This window comes from Gracilibacillus halotolerans (assembly GCF_014206945.1).
Lineage (GTDB): Bacteria > Bacillota > Bacilli > Bacillales > Amphibacillaceae > Gracilibacillus > Gracilibacillus halotolerans.
Window position 1 is genome coordinate 1 of record NZ_JACHON010000005.1, and the last position, 17,744, is coordinate 17,744.

The following is a 17,744-nucleotide window of genomic DNA, read 5'->3' on the forward strand; positions in this document are numbered from 1 at the left end:
TTTCTCTTTTGGCCATAATTAATTCTCTCCCGACTTTTTATGAATCAAGTTTATATGACCTTAACGAATCTGTCCAATCAAGTGTAACCTATCCATAAAGGTGTTCTCTTCTAGTAAAAGAGCACAATCTTAATGTTTTTCAGTTACCTCATATTCATTCGAGTTATCTGATTTTGAGCTCCAGCTATCTAATGTTCGCTCGACTTATCTAATTTTGAATTCCAGTTATCTAATGTTCGCTCAACTTATCTGATTTTGAGCTTCAGTTATCTAATGTTCGCTCGACTTATCCGATTTTCCCCATCATGAATCTAATTTTAAACCCGCTCTAAAAAATAGAAAGCGTGAGTTCTCCATGTAAATAGAGAATCTCACGCTTTTTTAGTTCCTTTTACACAACTTTCTTTCTAAATGCGAATAGGATACCTGCGAAGGCTAGAGATAGACATCCTAATAATAGGAGAAGGAAAGTATTCGTTGCTGTTTTCGGTAATTTGTTTTCTTCCGCGTCCTCCGTTTCTGACTCTTCATTTGACTTTTGATTACTATCTGGTTGACCTTCTTCATTTTGCTCATTTTGATTACTATCTGGTTGATTTTCTTCGTTTTGTTCATTTTTTTCACTGTCTGCTTCATTAGAAGGATTAGATGGAACATCCTCATTTGGTGACGAGTCATTATCTTCTCTATCTGATCCGGTTCCACCATCATCCTTATCCACCTCTTCGTTGCCCGAAACTCGAACCACAACAGAAGATAAGGCAGCTATTTCTATAGATGATGAGGTAAGTGTTACTCCATTAGGTTCATCGATTTTCTCAATACCCGCTTGGTCGCCAGCAACGATAATATCCCCATCATAAATATCATCTGATAATGATAAATTCCTTGCTTTATTATCGGCGTTGACGAATACATAATAGTGATCCTCTGTATCTGGATCGGTAGCCTGATAAGCAACAACCAAATCTTCTTCTTCAATTTCAGGTATGTTTAATCTTTTAACATACTGATCAATTTCTTCTCTCGTATCTAAACTGAAAGCACTCGTAGATCGGCGTAACTCAATCAAACCTTTTGTAAAAGCTCTTGTTGTCGTATGAATTGGATATTGCTCACTGTTTGTTGCTTTCTCCCACTCAAATTTATTAATTGCATCCGTGGAATCATATGAATCATGGATAAAGTAAGGATATTCAAAGGGATTACCATCTGCATCTGTCATATAAGTAGATTTGTAAGGAGCCTCAGCTACTGGTCCCTTATAATCTTCATGGCGGAATTGCTTTGTTCTACCGTACTCTTGGCCCGCATGAATAAAAGGTGTCCCTTGAGCAGTCAACACAATTAGGTTTCCTAATCTAATTCGTTGATGAATCTCTTGCGAATGGTCTTTCGGATCTTTTTTGATCGATTGCGCAATAACATCGTGTAAAGTTAAATTGTCGTGAGCTGCAATATATTGTACAACATCTCCTGGATCGTCCGCTTTAAAATTACCAGGATTCGCAATAATATTTTGATAGATATTTTCTACGTTTCTAGCTCCTCCTGTAAGAAAACGAGGTTGACCTTCACTGCCAAATCCTGATTTTAGTTCGTTTCGAATTTCATCAGAAAATACTCCTACAGTATCTGTATGTTGCATCCAACTTTGATCGGCTGGCTGTACATTCGGGTAATTTTCATCTCCTGCATAGGTTACCCATCCTTCACCGATCATAAGGATGTTCGGATTCAGCTCTTTAGCTTTGTTAAATGCAATTTCAATAGTTTCTGCATCATGATCTCCCATCATATCGAAACGGAAACCATCTACTTTAAATTCTTCTGTCCAATACGTGATTGAATCTACTAAAATACGCTGAGCCATTTTATGTGTTGTACCTAGACGTCCCCCACCAAAGCTTTCTCTAGGAGTACCATCTGCATTCATGAAATGATAATAATTCGGCTCTAAGTCTTCGAAAATATGAACTCTTGCCGTATGATTGTAGACAACATCTAGAATGACACCCATATCACGCTTGTGAATTTCATCAATTAGAAGCTTTAATTCTTCAATCCGTTTTTCCGGATTCATAGGATTTTCTGAATACATACCTGTTATCGAGAAATAACTATGTGGATCATATCCCCAATTATAATTATTACCTGTCGATGAGTAGTCTAACAATCTTTGATCATTCTCAAATTCATTTGAAAAATAGTAACTCATTATCGGTAACAGTTGAATATGTGTAACACCTAAATCTTGAATATAATCCAATCTCTCTACAAAAGCAGCAAACGTTCCGAAGCGAGCAGTTAACTCCTCATCAATCGATGGATCAGAAGTCATATCGCGTACATGCGCTTCATAAATAATCGCGTCTTCTCGTTTTTCAAAGCCATCTATTTTTGCATAATCTAGTTCAGGACCAATCTCACTTGGATTCACGATAGCAGCTTTTCCTACATAACTATCATCTGCTTCACTATTCCATGCAGCCATTGATTTAGCATACGGATCTAGGGCAATAACTTCCTCACCATCACGTTCAATGTTGTAATGATAGAAATAGCCAGTTACATCTGTTAACCCCGTATTATCTTTGTTGAGTTGAACACTCCATACACCTTTATTAGAACGAGACATAGCTATTCCATCTTTTACTATACTTTCTGGATTATCTTTATCATATAAAATTATCGATACTTGATCTGCACTTGGGGACCATACTTTAATATCCGCGGTTCCATCCGCATGCAACATCGCTCCTAGGTCTCCGTCGTAACCGTACATCTCATCTTTTAATCGCCAACCTACCATCGCTGTTGCCTCTCTTCCGTTATGTGTAATTGTATAAGGTGCTTTTGATAGCTCAATGTTTCCTATTATTTCGACAACACCGTTTTCTTCATTAATGACTACATCTTCTATTACGAATCTATCACCATTTTTATCTGTTACGTCCAATTCATTTAGAAGATCTTCTACAACTAAGCCTTCTATAGAATCGTACGTAAGTTCAATTTTGTCAGAAAGTACTTCTGCGAAGAGCAATCCTTCTTCTTTAACAAAATATGGGTTCGTATACACCTGGTCTTCTCCCATTCGTATAAAAATCTGGGAATGTTCGTCTAAATCTTGGAAACTCATATCTGCTGTCTGCCATTCTGTATTTTTATTTAGTACTAAGAAATTAATAGATTGTGCGTCCGATTTTAATTCTAAATCTACATATGAACCTTTCAATCCGATTTGATCATCAGAGAAGAAATGCGCTCCATTCGGCCAGTCTTCTGTAGGATTTAATACATCTCCCCAAGTCCATAGACCAAAATTCTCGTAAGAGTCTTCTTTTTGTAAGAAATTAACTCGAATCTTGTTATCTTCAGATGGAAGTGGCTCATATAAATAAACATTGTAATCTTCTGTTAACCAAATTTCATTCATTTCAGGAGAAACAATGTCGACAAATTTATCTCCTGACAAGTTTGCTCCCTGGCTATCATTGATAAGAAATCCTATTTTCTTCGCGTTTTTGGCCAATTTAATATCGACATAAGGCCCATAATCAGTTCGCTTATCGTTTGTAATAGTTGTGGCACCATTTGGCCATGAGCCATTTTGTTCCGATGGTGTTTCGACATCTTCCCAAATCCATAATCCTAAATCGGTAAAATTGTCGTTATTTCCCGGGAAATGAACTCGTAAATATCCATCTTGAATAGCTGGGGTCTCTTCTTCCTCTACACCACTTTCATTACTGGACTCTCCTAAAATGCTCCCATTAGCAGCCGACAACAATACTGTCCCACCATTATCCATACTTGGTATTTCAACAGTAATTGTTACAGATCCGTCTTCTTGCTTTGTCGTATCGAACTGTCGATTTGCGTACTCATCGGTAACAATTGTTTCTTCATCACTAACCGTTAAAGTGACTATTTTCTCCTTGTTCGATGTATTCAATCCTACATATACCTTTTCGTTATCGAAGCTTCGTTCAAATAGCAGATATTCGTCTTCATTTGAACCTGCAATTTTCGCGCGGTTACCTTTCGCCAAAATATCCGAATGATTATTTCGGAATTGTAATAACTTCTGATAATGCTCCAAGATATCATTATTTTCAACATTATCCCACGCCAAGTCATAACGATTATCGTACTCTGGCCAATTATTTTTCCCTGTTTGACCTAATTCTTCACCATAATAGATGACTGGTTGACCCTTTGCTGTAATTTGTAATGAAGCAGCAAGTTTCAACTTACCTTCATCTCCATTCAAACTATATAAAAATCCGTCTTCGTCATGACTTCCTAAAAACTGTCCTAGTAGTGCTTGATTCGATATTTTCCCATTTCGAGCTATTAATGATTCGTTAGCTTGTTCTAATTGCCCATTCACAAAGTTTCTAGCGATGGTTTTAAATTCAAAGTCTAATAAGGAGTCCATTGTTCCTGTTTCCAAGTAACCTTGATTATTGTTAGCACCTGCTCCCCACGCTTCACCGATTAATTGAAATGCTGGATCCTTTTTCGTTAGTTCATTACGAAAATGCTGCCATGTCGTTCTATCAACATGCTTAACGGTATCTACACGGAAGTATGATATCGAATTCCCATTAGCTGTCGTGGATTTATCTAGCCAAGCAGTTTGCCAATCAACAATTTGATTTCTTACTGCTTCATCCTCAGTTTTAAAATCAGGCAATCCGGATAACTCCATCTTTTCATCCCCAGAACCTGATTTTTCTCGAATCATATCTTTGAATCGTTCTCTCTCTTCATTTGTTGGATAACCCGCTGGAGGTTCACCCTCAATGGAAGCATCTGATTCTTTTAATCCATAGCCTGTATGATTCAATACAACATCCACCATAATATGTATGTCTCTCTTTGCTGCTTCATCAATTAATTGGTGGAACTCTTCTAATGTACCGAAATGAGGATTTAATGCTTCAAAGTTATTTGCCCAATATCCATGATAAGCAAAATAAGCACCCTCTTCAGCGTTATAATTTACATCATATCCTACATTTTCTACAATAGGTGAAATCCATATTGTATTAATTCCTAACTCATCCAGATAATCTAATTTTTTAATAATCCCTTTAAAGTCTCCACCTTGATAGACGCCTCTTTGATTTTCGTAGCTATCATAACCAATACCATAAGGATCATTATTGGCCTGATTTCCATCATAGAATCGATCCGTAAGCATAAAGTATATAATCGACTCATCCCAATCCATATTTTCTGCTGATATATCTCTCGCCTCTACAATAGCAGTAGCTTCTGCATGGTAGGCGCCGTTGTCCGCATCTACTACTGTAATTGGAATTGTCTTTTCTCCTGCTACAATATCATGGGTAACAGACAATGTTACTTGTTGTAATTCAGGGGATATTTCTAATTTACTACTCCCTCCTAAAGAAGAAGTATCTGCGTAAATGGATGTTATTTCTATATCTGAAGGGTTACTTATATTAACTGTGAGCAGAGAATGCTCATTATAGGTGAAGGTATCACTGACTTCTGCAGTTACTTCGATATCATGCTCTCCTTCTCCCACTTCGACAGGCGCTTCTTCCTTTTCCTCTGTTGAAACATAATAAGGATTGGTGAATAATTCATCCGTACCTTCCTTGATAAATAGCTGACGATGAGTGGACAAATCTTCAAAGGTCATATCCCCTGTTTTATTTGCTGCCTCATCTCTTGTTACAAGTAATAAGCCTAATGATTCTGCAGACTCTTTCAACGGAATATCAACATATGCTCCATAAGGTCCCATTTGCTCGTTGGAAAACGGGACAGCATCCATCGACCATGCTTGTGAAGGATTTAGAACATCTCCCCATGTCCACACTCCCCATGGCTCATATTCTTGATTGTCTTTCCAGTAATGAATGCGCACCATATTTTCATCGATTTCAGATGGATTATAATAATAGACATTTCCTTCTTTCGTAATCCATACTTCCTCTATTTGAGATGAGATCATTTCCACCGTAATATCATCTGTTATCTCTTCACCAACTCGATTGTTTATTTTTAAGCCGATATTTTTTGCTTCTTCTTTTAATTCTACGTCAACATATGGACCATAGTTGGTTACCTGTTCATCTGTAAACCAGGTTCCATTTGGCCATTCCCCCTGTTCCTCTGATGGAGCTGCAACATCTCCCCATAACCACACACCTAAATCTGTAACGTTTTCTACATCCGTTTCATAATGGATGCGTAGTGTTTGATTATTCATTTTCTCTTCAGCTTTGATAATAGGCATGTTTGAATGTGAAAATGTACTAATAAGTAAAAGAATTATTAGTGCAATCGACCATGCTTTCTGAAAGTGCTTTTTCCTTCGTTTCATTTTATACCTCCTTTTTATGCAAACGTTTGCATTATTGAGTAAAAAAATAGAAAGAGATCATCATGAGCAAACGCTTTCTTTGGAAATTATACAATATCCGTTTTGAAAACGCAATCATTTTTTATAACTATGAACCTATTTCCCTATAAATTAGTTATAAAAACAGAAAAACACTCCATATTAGTGCAATCGATACCCTATTGAATGAAGTGTTTTAACTTTTTATTTATTTTACTTTTAAAATGATTTTACCTGTATTTTTATTTGCCTCCATATACTGATGAGAAGCATCAGCTTCTTCTATCGGAAACACAGTGTCCACTACAGGTTTTAACATTCCAGATTTAAATAAATCGAATGTTCGTTCAATAAATGCCTTCGAAAGTTGCGACTTGTAAACGTCACTTCTTTGCGTTAGCAATGTACCGGTTAATTGAATACGCTTCTGCATTAGCTTCATTAAGTTTATATTTTCTACCGTCATGCCACCTAATACACCAATGAGCACCCATCTACCATCTATAGCCATACTATCGTAATTCTTTTCCCAGTAGCTTGCACCAACAAAGTCCAAGATGACATTCACACCAGTTTTATTCGTAATTCGATGAACTTCATTTGCAAAGTTTTCGGTTTTATAATTAATCAAATGATCCGCACCCAAGTCTTTACATACAGATAGTTTTTCTTGCGTTCCTGCCGTAACAAAAATTTCCGCATCGCTTAATTGCCTAGCCAATTGAATTGCTGCTGTACCAACACCACTTCCCCCAGCATGAACGAGAACTTTTTCCTTTTGTTGAAGTTCACCAATCCAATAAAGAGTTTGATATGCAGTCAAAAATACTTCTGGTATAGCTGCAGCTTGTTCAAAGGATAAATTTTCAGGTATTTTCATTACTCTGTCCGCAGGCATAGCCACCCTCTCTGCATAACCTCCGCCATTTACAAGACCCATTACACGAGCGCCTTTGTTAAGATGCGGATGTCCATTAGGGTCTTTTATCACACCTGCCACTTCCACTCCTAATACAGGGTTTTCTACATACGAGCTGTGATTCTTCCGTTGAATTAAATCCAGTCGATTCACGGCAGAAGCATATACGTCAATTAACACTTCCTGGTCACTCAGCCTTACATCTTCTACATCTGTATAAATAAGTTCACCACTTTGATTTGTTGTGACACCTTTCAATTACATATCTCCTTTCTTCACTCAAAACGTTTCTACTCCTATTGTATAAGTAAACTATTTTCCTCTAAAGGAATTTGTTTGATAATAGCAAGTGGATGAATGATTTGAAACTTTATTAGAAAAAGTAATTATCTTGACTGTCTTCTTATTAACAGACATAGATTTTAGATTAAAGAGAGACTGTTAGTGATGATCACAGGAACTTCCTCCTATTAATCTATTGACAGTAGTTATATACCATGCTAAAGTAAGAATTATCTAAATAATTAAACACATCTTATCAAGAGTGGTGGAGGGACTGGCCCTATGAAACCCGGCAACCTTTAAGCAACAGCTTAAGTTGGTGCCAATTCCAGCCTGATTGTATCAGGGGAGATAAGAGAGCATAGGAATATCCTCCCTCTCTATCTCAAGATAGAGAGGTTTTTCATTTTAATAAACAATTGAATACATATTTTTTCTTATCTAGAGTGGTGGAGGGACTGGCCCTATGAAACCCGGCAACCTTTAAGTAAATACTTAAGAGGTGCTAATTCCAGCAGGTAACATCCTGACAGATAAGAAGGGCACTATAACTACAGTTCTCTTCTATCCAAGGGAACTGTTTTTTATGTTTCATAGCTAACTAATCTAATAACTACTTATATATAAAATACTTATTTTAATCAGACAGCTAAGGGAGAAATGCAAAATGACGATTGTAATTTTAGACGGGACACGAACACCATTCGCTAAATGGAAAAGCAACTTAGCATCTTACTCTTCTAAGCAGCTTGGTGCTCATGCATTAAAAAGCTTAGTAGAGAAACACCCTGACATAAAACATGCAGATGGAGTCCTATTAGCTCAAGTCATTCAAGGTGGTGCAGGACAAAATGTTGCTAGACAGGTAGCAATCGAGGCCGGTATATCTCCTAGCACTCCTGCTATTACGTTGAACAATGTTTGTCTCGGTGGAATTGCTTCTATTGCCGACGCAACTAGAAGAATTTTACTAGAGGAAGGTGAGCTTTACATCGTTGGTGGAATGGATTCTATGACCAACGCACCATTCACCCTAAATATACGAGCAGGTCATTCGTATGGGAATGCAACACTCGTCGATTCGCTTGAAACGGATGGTTTATCTTGTGCTATAAGCGAACAATCAATGGGAGCCATTACAGATACGTATAATGACAAATTTTCTATTAGTAGACGCGAACAAGATGAGTGGGCTTACGTCTCCCACCAACGTGCGAAGGCTGCACAGGACGCTGGTCGATTACAGAGTGAGATTACTCCAATTCCTGGCGTATTAAATGAAGATAATGGTATTCGTCCAAATACAAGCATCGAAAAATTAGCATCACTAAAAACTGTCTTTCGTCCAGATGGAACGATTACTGCAGGAAACGCTTCTCAAATGACAGATGGAGCAAGTATCGGAATTATCACAACAGCGGAAAAAGCAAAACAGTTGAATGTACAACCTTTAGCAACTGTTATCGATTGGGCTGAAACTGCCGGACCAGATTTAAGCTTACAGACTAAACCGGCTGATGCCATTAAAAAAATCCTTAAAAAACAACAACTGTCAGTAGAAGACATCGACCTCTTCGAAATCAACGAAGCTTTCGCTAGTGTTGTTATCGCTAGTATAAACGATCTTCAACTTGATCCGGAAAAAGTAAATGTGAACGGTGGTGCTATTGCGCTTGGACACCCGCTTGGCGGAACAGGATTTCGTTTAGTTCTTACCTTAGCACATGAATTAAAACGTCGAGGCGGTGGCAAGGGAATCGCTACACTCTGTGGTGGTGGCGGACAAGGAATGGCCATATTAATAGAAGTGCCAAAACAATAAGACAACACAAGCTAATCACCACGGGGTCTAAGTATTAAGCTTTAATGTATCGCCAGGTGCCTTAGACCTCGTTGGAAACAGCTCGAAAACTTGTCAATACATCGATTAAAAATAACACGAAACGAGTATATAGATAAAAATTATCATCGGTACGAATTACGAGAGGGGAAACGACAATAATGAGTATCCAATTACAATCAAATCAATCACCCTATTTATGGGAACCGTCAGACGAGACAATTAAACAATCACATCTTCAAAAATTTTCAGAATTTTCTAATCAAGAACTATTTCCATATGACAGATTGCATCGCTGGTCTATTTCCAATATTGATGAATTTTGGTCAAATGTTTGGGATTATGCCAACATTATTGGAGAAAAAGGCAACATCATTCTCAAGGAAAATAACTCGATGATCGATGCAGAATTTTTCCCAGAAGCTAAGCTAAACTTCACAGAAAATCTACTTAAAGGTTCCAGCGACCGTATTGCTGCTTATGAGGCTGGCGAGAATGGAACAACTCGCAAAATATCTATCGCAGAATTACGTGAGCTTGTCGCTAAATTGCAATATAGCTTAAAGAAGGTTGGAGTTCGCAAAGGCGATCGAGTAGCAGGTGTTACAACCAACTCGATTGAAACGCTGGCCGCTTTACTTGCTACTGCATCTATTGGAGCAGTTTGGACGTCTTGTTCCCCCGACTTTGGAACAAAAGGAATCACGGACAGAATCGGTCAAGTAAAGCCTAAGGTATTATTTACCACGATAAATTATCAATATAAGTTGAAGCAATTCGATATAACTGATAAAATTGTCGAGGTCGTAAATTCTATCCCTAGCATTTCTACCTTAATTACTATCGATGGGGAAATTCCAGGACATTCTACATGGGAGCAATTTATCACGAATAATGAAACAGAACCAGTTTATGAATATGCATCTTTTCGTGATCCGCTCTACATTTTATATACATCAGGAACTACAGGTTTGCCAAAAGCAATCGTTCATTCTGCAGGTGGAACACTTCTGCAACACGTAAAAGAACATCAATTACATGCTGATTTAAAAGAAAATGACGTGTTGTTTTGGTATTCCAATACAGCTTGGATGATGTATCCATGGCTTGTATCTGGTCTCGCTAGTGGCGCAAGTCTACTATTGTACGACGGCGCTCCTTTGTTAGCAGATAATCCAACTCTATTATGGGACATCGCAGAGGAAACAGGCGTTACTCATTTTGGTACAAGTCCAAAATATTTAGATACTCTTATGAAAGAAAAAGTTGTATTAAGCGAGACACACAATCTTTCTAATTTGAGATCGATTCTATCTTGCGGTGCGCCTTTAGTTGCTGAGCAATATGATTGGGTGTATCAAACAATAAAGAAAGACCTTATTCTACAATCTATTTCTGGTGGTACAGAAATCATTGGTTGCTTTGTGATGGGCTCTCCTATCCATCCTGTAAAAAGAGGCGAAATTAGCTGTAAAGCATTAGGTATGGCTGTTGATGTATTTGATGAAAGAGGCGCTTCGACTTATGGAAGAAAAGGAGATCTCGTTTGTACTGCACCTTTCCCAAGTATGCCTATTACTTTTTATGGTGATAACGGCGATCAACGCTATTATGATAATTACTTTAGTGTTCGTTCTGACATTTGGACACATGGTGATTTCGCAGAACAGACGATTGATAATACATTGATTATCTATGGTCGAGCAGATACGGTTTTAAACCCTGGTGGTGTCCGTATAGGTACGGCAGAAATTTATCGTGTTGTCGAACAAATTCAAGAAATAGAAGATTCCATTGTATTTGGTCTTCCTTGTGGGAATGACGAAGAAATTGTTTTATGTGTCGTAACAGAGGATTTAACCGATGAGCTTGCTGCGTCTATACGTAAAGAAATCCGCTCAAAGGCTTCACCAAGACACGTACCAAGAAGAATTTATCAAGTTGATCATATTCCATATACAAATAATGGAAAAAAGGTAGAAGGTGCGGTAAAAACACAAGCAATTGGGGAAGAAGTAAAAAACAAAGCCTCTATCCGCAACCCTGAATGTCTGGGAGAATTTACTAACATCAAGGAAAAGGAGTGCTTTTAAATGGGGAAACGTCCTAAAGGAGCTATCATCGGGATCGGCGAGCTCAAGCCGGTACGTTACTCGGAAGGAAAAACTACGTTATCGCTTATAGCTGAAGCAACACAGCTCGCTTTACTAGATGCCGGTTTAACGAAGAACGACATTGACGGCTTATTAGTTGGCCCCCAAGTTGGAGAAACTCCACAGCATGTGCCAGCAACAATCTCTGAATATCTAGGCTTAGAGCCATCCATGTCTAACACGGTTGATTTAGGTGGTGCAACCGGTGCTGGAATGGTATGGCGTGCCGCTGCAGCTATTGAAGCAGGCATGTGCGAAACAGTACTATGTGTACTTGGAAACAAAAATGAAAAAGGCTCGGTACCGCGTTCACCTAATCGAAACCCGATTCGTGAATTTGATGTTCCATTTGGTGCCTCTGGTGCGAATACATCCTATGCGTTGTTGAAACGTCAACATATGGAGGAATATGGTTCCAAGCAAGAAGATTTTGCTTTACTTGCCTATTGGTCAAGACAAAATGCTTTAAAAAATCCAAATGCGATCTTTTATAATAAACCTGTTTCAGTAGATGACATATTAGCATCTCCAATAATTGCTGATCCTCTCCATCTACTGGAAATTGTCATGCCTTGTGCAGGTGCTAGTGCGGTTATCGTAACTTCAGTAGAAAACGCAAAAAAGACTAAAAACAAACCGGTTTATTTAAGAGGCGCAGGGGAAAAGATTACCCATCGCGCGGTCAGTCAAGCTCCTTCCTTGGAGCAACTACCTTTTCAATACTCGATTCCACATGCACTAAAACAAGCGGGAATAGATGCAGAACAATTAGATTTGTTGTCTCTCTATGACTGCTATACGAGTGTGGTTGCAGTACAAATTGAAAGTACCGGTCTATGTAAACCTGGTGAATTTGGTGATTGGGTAAGAAACCATACGCTTGGCCATGATGGGGATTTTCCTCTTAATACGCATGGTGGTCAGCTAGGATTTGGACAAGCTGATTTAGCTGGTGGAATGTCGCATGTTGTGGAAGCAGTTCTGCAATTACGTGGTGAGGCCCATCAGAGACAAATAAATAACGCAAAATATGCACTTGTGACAGGAAATGGTGCAACACTAAGTGAGACGACCGCATTAGTTTTAGCTAGCGATGAACAGGGAGGAAACTAACAGAATGAAAAATATATCTTTTCCAGAACCTACAGTGAACCCTATAACAAAGCCATTTTGGGATGAGGTTGCAAATCATCGCTTTACTATACAACAGTGTGAAGATTGTAAAGAGTGGATTTTTTATCCGCGTGCTCACTGCCCTCATTGCTTTGGGTCTAATCTCGCTTGGAAGAAAGCTTCCGGCAAAGGGTATTTAAAATCTTGGAGTATCGTTCATCGAGCAGGTCATCCAGCTTGGCAAACGAAGGCACCATATGTCGTTGGCGTTGTAGAGTTAGAAGAAGGTCCTTCTCTCTTATCACACATTCTTGTATCAAGTGAAGAACTAACGTATCGAATGCCGTTACACGTTTCTTATGAACAAATCGGTACGTATACACTGCCATTTTTCAAAAAACAGGAGGCACAATCATGATTGCACTATATGCAGTATTACTTCTTGCATGTACAATTGTAGGATTAATAATTTGGAAATTTTATTACAAAAGCTAGACATAAAGGAGAAATTCATCTATGTTATCAGAATCTAACTCGGTTTTATTTTGGATGGTTGCCATCCTATTAGTCGCTTATTTTTGCCTAGTAGTTTTTATAGGTAAGAAAGGTAATTCACACAGTAATTCCATGTCTGGCTTTGCTACAGCTCGTGGAAAAGTAAGTCCTTGGTTAGTTGGTGCTAGCTTTGCTGCTTCTTATTCAAGTGCCAACCTTTTTATCGGGGTTCCAGGTCTTGCTTATGAATACGGAACATCAGTATTATGGTATACGTTAGGTTGTTTTGGCGTATCTTGGATTGGTTTACTCTTATTTGCAAAGACCTTTTGGCGTTACGGAAAAAAATTTGGTCATGTATCTACTCTTCCAGAATGGCTCGGAAAGAGATACAATTCCAAAGCATTGCAAGTCATTGTGACAATCTTAATTCTATTTAATATCTTTTATATCGTAGGACAAAACGCAGGCTTAGCGACGATTTTTGAAACGATTATTGGGATTCCTTATGAATGGGGAATTGTTATTGGTGTAACAATTACAGTTCTTTATATCGGCCTTGGTGGTGCCTACGCCCAAATGGTGACAGATGGTATTCAAGGATTTTTAATGGCGATAACTTCCATTCTCTTGCTCGTTTCATTGTTTTGGACAATTGGTGGTGGATTTAATGTATTTACAGAGTTAACTAACAAGCTCCATGCAATCGATCCTGTCTTAACGGCAGCCGTGAATGAAGCTGGTCCATATAATAGTGCTCTTGCTATTGCAGCTGTACAATTTATGCTCTTTAGCTTTATTTTGATGCCACATTTATTAAATAAAATTTTATCGATTGAAACGGAAGAAGAGCTAGCGCCATTTACATTTTCCGCTGGTCTCGTATTGTTCTTTATTTCTGCCTTAACCGTACTTGCTGGATTAGGCGCTCGAGTGCTGTTCCCGGCATTAGATAGTGCAGACTCTGCAATTCCAGTTTATATCATCGAATCATTTCCGACAATAATAGCTGCGATCATGATTGTTGGGATTATTTCTGCTATCCTTTCAAGTACAGACAGCTTGTACCTTGGAGTTACAACGAGTATTGGTAATGACTTTTATCGTGTGTTAGCTCCTATATTCAATAAAAATCTGGATAGCGAAACGTTAGACAGAAGATCTGTAAATGTCGCAAAAATCTCTCTTATTTTTGTCGGTTTATTATCACTTTGGATTTCACTAGATCGACCTGATTCTTTATCGATATTAATCCAATTTAGTTTCTCAGCCATCATCTCTGGCTTACTTGCACCGATTACACTAGGATACTTTTGGAACAAAGCAACCAACTATGGAGCTATTGTTGGTGTGATTGCTGGTGCTGGTTTATATGTAGTATTTACCCAATTTAATGTAATAGAAAACATTTATATTGCAATGTTCTTTGCCTCCCTATCGTCCTTTGTTGCGATGGGAATCGTGAGCTTACTAACTGCGAATGAAAGTCACAAAGAATTAGTTTTAAAGAAAACGACTTAATGTAGTTGGTACTATCATTTCTTTTTGTTAAAAACGATCAAATCCTTCCCCCCAATTTGGATTTGGTCGTTTTTTTATTGTATAAATTCTCTCCCCTTCTTTTATAAATCCATAGACGAATCTGGTATGAAGATCTAAGTAAAAGGAAAGCTATACAGACAATTTCTGGGACCAACCAAATGGACTATATAGTTGCCGGGACTGCTACGCCAAACAGTACATTGAACATTCAACTATCTGATGGGAGTACAACGATTAATCGTACAGTCACAACAGATGGCGATGGTCATTTTAGCATCCCAATTAACGTCAGTTCTTTATCAGACGGGACCATTGACTTAAATATACAAGCTATCTCTCCATTCGGAAATAAAGGTCAAATGGATAAACATACGATCCTTAAAGATACTGTAGCACCCCATTTATTAGAAGTGAAAATAGATTCTTACATCAATAAGCATAATATGGAGTCCTTCCTTATTGAAGGGACTACGGAAGATGGACGCGTGCATACTATAATCGAATTTTCGGATGGAGAAAACACTATAACAACCGATACATTGGCTGAAAACGGGAGCTTTCATGTAAATGTAGACTTATCATCCTTGAAAGATGGACCAATAGCAATGACTCTCATTCAAACCGACGAAGCTGGGAATAAACGTACAACAGAAATGAAAACAATTGAAAAAGACACAGCTATCTCTAATCCAGTCGTAAATCGAAGCGGCTATGCATTTTCAAGCGGCGCAATCGTTTATAATCTTGTAGGTACTGGAGAGCCCTTCTCTATCATCACCGTACACTTGGTAGATGAAAATGGAAATGTTATAAAAGAAATAAATCACGAAGTCGGTCTTAATGGGGTCTACCATATCGATATTCCAATGGACGAAGCTTACTCTGTTAGCATTATACAAACCGATCATGCTGGTAATGAGAGTGAAATAATTAGTCCTGTTACTTTATCACATACCGTAGAGTCAGGCGAAAATTTATCACTTATAGCGAAACATTATAATACTACCGTAGAAGCGATAAAACGTCTAAATCGACTAAACGGAGATACCATTTACCCAAATCAGCAATTGTATCTTCCAGTCTCTGCAAGTGCGACGGTCAATTTAGGCTATATGTATTTTGGTGATGTGAAATCTTTTACGAATCAAGTCTTACGTACCGAACGATCTTTTAATATTGTTTCTCCTAGCTATTTTGACTTAAATCAAGATGGATCACTGCGATTAACACATTTAGTTGACGCACAATTTGTAGAAAACATGCATCAACAAGGTATTCGTGTTGTGCCTTTTCTAAGTAATCATTGGGACCGGGAAGTTGGGCGGGCCATGCTTAATAATTACGAAGCAACAGCTCAACAAATCGCAGATGCTGTGATGAAGTATAATCTCGATGGTGTAAATGTCGACATTGAAAATATTACACACGACGACCGAGAACAGTTTACAGCCTTCGTGAAGTTACTCCGCGAATTGCTACCTACTTCAAAGGAAGTGTCTGTCGCAGTTGCCGCTAATCCGAATGGTTAGGATGTCGGATGGCATGGCGCTTATGATTACTACGAGCTTTCTCAGCATGCTGACTACCTAATGATGATGACCTATGATGAAAGCTATTACGGGTCAGATCCAGGGCCAGTTGCAAGTTTACCGTGGGTGGAGAGATCCATTCAGTATGCATTAAATGAAGGAGTAGAAGCTGATAAGATTGTATTTGGATTGGCTCATTACGGCCGTTATTGGTTAGAGGGTCAACAAGTTGGTGGACATGGTCTTTCCAATACACAAGTAAAGGAAATGCTCTCTAAATATGAACATACGATCACTTTTGATGAAGCAAGCCAAAGTGCCAGAGCAGTCATTACTATCCGTGAAGGTGATCCATCCACATACGTAACTGGAAAACCATTAAAAGCAGGGACGTATACAGTATGGTTTGAAAATGAGCAATCGTATCAAGCAAAGCTTTCGCTTGTAAATGAATATGGTATACGTGGGGTTGGGCATTGGAGTATTGGTCAGGAAGATTCATCTATATGGAATGCCTATCCTACTTGGTATGGAACAAAAGATCAGGCTTTAGAAGTCGATGGAAAAAATCAACCGGCCACTGAAGTGAATAAAAACACCGAAGATAATCCGATTGTAGACAATGAACCGGAATACAACCACTATACAGTTGTATCAGGTGATAGTTTATATCGAATAGCACAAAGAAATAATACAACCATTGATCAAATTCGTGAGGCAAACAATATAACAGGAGATATGATTTACGTAGGGCAAGTTTTGAAAATCCCGACTAATTGAAAGTTTAGAATTCAGAATTACCTCAACATATTAATGAATTTATAATATGTTGAGGAATCTTTTGTTTAATTACGTCTCACTTACCTTTTTACCTTCATCCATCATTCTATTTAGTAAGTAGAGTGATAAACAAGAATGAATTGCAAAGTAGGCTAATGACACTGTAAAAATCTGATTATTTACATGAACATCTAATACCTCTTTACCGTAGATAAGTATGAAAAAGAAAAATAGTATGTATGGATAGAGTAGTAAGCTATATAATTTCCGATTATGTCGCTTATAAAACTGCCAAGTTAAAAACATCATAATAGTAGCCAACAGTAACAATAGCAAAATTATAAATGCAAATATCTTTACCCCTCCTCACACCACTATTATACAACAAATAATGGGAAATAACCCATTTATTTATGAATCTAATAGAACACAGCAATAACTAGGGGATAATAATTTCGTTCCTCATAATTTTCCCATGACCAATATAAATAAGGATTAGGCAAAACACATAGTAATCTACAGAATAAGCACAAGTCAAGGGATTACAAGGAGGTATAGGAATCACCATGCAAGTATTCTTTGCACAGAGTTATACCCTATGGGTAAAAGCGAAGTGTTTTAGCGAAGTAATTAAAAAAGCGTAAATACCGAACGAATTCTAACAATTCGTTCGGTATTTACTATGAAATATACTTCTTGTCCTAGG

General features: G+C 38.0%; 9 protein-coding genes, 1 pseudogene and 2 riboswitches. Of the genes and pseudogenes, 7 read left to right on the top strand and 3 right to left on the bottom strand.

What is annotated here, in order from left to right:
- Window positions 1–391 precede the first annotated feature (391 nt).
- Both GGQ92_RS07760 and GGQ92_RS07765 read right to left on the bottom strand, forming a co-directional pair.
- Window positions 392–6,367: a pullulanase gene (locus GGQ92_RS07760; protein WP_184246698.1), complete on the bottom strand. Its 5,976-nt coding sequence runs from the start codon at window positions 6,365–6,367 to the stop codon at window positions 392–394.
- A 226-nt stretch (window positions 6,368–6,593) separates the two neighbouring features.
- Window positions 6,594–7,562, bottom strand: coding sequence for an NAD(P)H-quinone oxidoreductase (locus GGQ92_RS07765; RefSeq protein ID WP_184246700.1), 969 nt, complete (start codon window positions 7,560–7,562; stop codon window positions 6,594–6,596).
- Between the two features lie 274 nt (window positions 7,563–7,836).
- Window positions 7,837–7,944: riboswitch (SAM riboswitch) on the top strand.
- A 76-nt stretch (window positions 7,945–8,020) separates the two neighbouring features.
- Window positions 8,021–8,126: riboswitch (SAM riboswitch) on the top strand.
- A gap of 127 nt (window positions 8,127–8,253) precedes the next feature.
- Between GGQ92_RS07765 and GGQ92_RS07770 the strand changes: the two genes are divergently transcribed.
- The 7 genes and pseudogenes from GGQ92_RS07770 to GGQ92_RS16685 all read left to right on the top strand — a co-directional run.
- A complete protein-coding gene (locus tag GGQ92_RS07770) occupies window positions 8,254–9,408 on the top strand; it encodes a thiolase family protein (RefSeq protein WP_184246703.1) in 1,155 nt (384 codons plus the stop codon).
- Between the two features lie 179 nt (window positions 9,409–9,587).
- Complete coding sequence (locus GGQ92_RS07775) at window positions 9,588–11,519, top strand: acetoacetate--CoA ligase (RefSeq protein ID WP_184246706.1); 1,932 nt, start codon at window positions 9,588–9,590, stop codon at window positions 11,517–11,519.
- The gene (locus GGQ92_RS07780; RefSeq protein ID WP_184246709.1) at window positions 11,520–12,692 is read left to right on the top strand and encodes a thiolase family protein; all 1,173 of its coding nucleotides are present in this window, start codon (window positions 11,520–11,522) and stop codon (window positions 12,690–12,692) included.
- A 4-nt stretch (window positions 12,693–12,696) separates the two neighbouring features.
- Window positions 12,697–13,110: a Zn-ribbon domain-containing OB-fold protein gene (locus GGQ92_RS07785; RefSeq protein WP_184246712.1), complete on the top strand. Its 414-nt coding sequence runs from the start codon at window positions 12,697–12,699 to the stop codon at window positions 13,108–13,110.
- A 98-nt stretch (window positions 13,111–13,208) separates the two neighbouring features.
- Window positions 13,209–14,708: a sodium:solute symporter family protein gene (locus tag GGQ92_RS07790; protein WP_184246715.1), complete on the top strand. Its 1,500-nt coding sequence runs from the start codon at window positions 13,209–13,211 to the stop codon at window positions 14,706–14,708.
- Window positions 14,709–14,887: 179 nt separating this feature from the next.
- Window positions 14,888–16,258: a LysM peptidoglycan-binding domain-containing protein gene (locus tag GGQ92_RS07795; protein WP_184246719.1), complete on the top strand. Its 1,371-nt coding sequence runs from the start codon at window positions 14,888–14,890 to the stop codon at window positions 16,256–16,258.
- 21 nt (window positions 16,259–16,279) lie between these two features.
- Window positions 16,280–17,038, top strand: a pseudogene (locus GGQ92_RS16685) (LysM peptidoglycan-binding domain-containing protein); the annotation flags it as partial.
- 69 nt (window positions 17,039–17,107) lie between these two features.
- Here the strand turns inward: GGQ92_RS16685 and GGQ92_RS07805 are convergent.
- Window positions 17,108–17,347, bottom strand: a complete 240-nt coding sequence (locus GGQ92_RS07805; protein ID WP_184246726.1) for a hypothetical protein — start codon at window positions 17,345–17,347, stop codon at window positions 17,108–17,110.
- Window positions 17,348–17,744: the final 397 nt, after the last annotated feature.

Excerpts from the sequence above, each read along its gene's own strand:
- GGQ92_RS07760 (WP_184246698.1), bottom strand. The coding sequence starts at position 6,367 with ATGAAACGAAGGAAAAAGCACTTTCAGAAAGCATGGTCGATTGCACTA.
- GGQ92_RS07770 (WP_184246703.1), top strand. The coding sequence starts at position 8,254 with ATGACGATTGTAATTTTAGACGGGACACGAACACCATTCGCTAAATGG.
- GGQ92_RS07775 (WP_184246706.1), top strand. The coding sequence starts at position 9,588 with ATGAGTATCCAATTACAATCAAATCAATCACCCTATTTATGGGAACCG.
- GGQ92_RS07780 (WP_184246709.1), top strand. The coding sequence starts at position 11,520 with ATGGGGAAACGTCCTAAAGGAGCTATCATCGGGATCGGCGAGCTCAAG.
- GGQ92_RS07785 (WP_184246712.1), top strand. The coding sequence starts at position 12,697 with ATGAAAAATATATCTTTTCCAGAACCTACAGTGAACCCTATAACAAAG.
- GGQ92_RS07790 (WP_184246715.1), top strand. The coding sequence starts at position 13,209 with ATGTTATCAGAATCTAACTCGGTTTTATTTTGGATGGTTGCCATCCTA.
- GGQ92_RS07795 (WP_184246719.1), top strand. The coding sequence starts at position 14,888 with ATGGACTATATAGTTGCCGGGACTGCTACGCCAAACAGTACATTGAAC.
- GGQ92_RS07805 (WP_184246726.1), bottom strand. The coding sequence starts at position 17,347 with ATGATGTTTTTAACTTGGCAGTTTTATAAGCGACATAATCGGAAATTA.